At 32.9% G+C, this 584-nt stretch carries 1 protein-coding gene and 1 pseudogene; both read left to right on the top strand.

Translation table 11 applies throughout. The features are described from left to right. The coding region (locus tag IDG60_RS00030) for a 6-carboxyhexanoate--CoA ligase (protein WP_274611422.1) at window positions 1-344 on the top strand (344 nt) is incomplete at its 5' end. Window positions 345-354: 10 nt separating this feature from the next. Next, window positions 355-584: pseudogene (locus tag IDG60_RS00025) on the top strand (QueT transporter family protein); the annotation flags it as partial.

The following is a 584-nucleotide window of genomic DNA, read 5'->3' as shown; positions in this document are numbered from 1 at the left end:
TAGATTCATTTGGACAAAGGGGGATTAGGGCAACACATTTTTCGTTTGAAGATATAAATAATAAAGGTGATCTTAATGAAAGAGTGACTGATGCCTTAGCAATTGCTAGTTGTATCAATGCGCATCCTTATGTCAAAGGAGAACTTTGTGTGTCAGATGACTTAACGTATACGACAGGTTATTTTGCCTCTGCTAAAATTGGTTACCATCGATTATTTGATATTAAACCAGTTAATACGAGATATGGAGGCAGAATAATATTTGTGGACGATCGTATTGATTTAAATCATTACATATCATTTTTAGAAAGCACACCGAAGCAAGTTGTTTATGAAAGGGTATAGGGGTTTTAGTATGACATCAAAAGATATTACTCAAATTAGTGTCATTGCTGCGATTTTAACCATTTTGGCAGCTTTGAAAATACCGTCCATTATACCAGGATTAGATTTTCAATTATCTGCACCGGCAGCATTATTGATATTAGCTTTCTTTGGAATTAAAAAGTACTTTTTAGGTGGATTATTATCTAGCCTATTATTACTAGTATTTGGCGTATTTAATCCAATTAATGTGATTATTTC

The sequence above is a fragment of the Staphylococcus sp. EG-SA-2 genome, from assembly GCF_017152085.1.
This window is presented reverse-complemented; position numbering and strand designations above follow the sequence as displayed.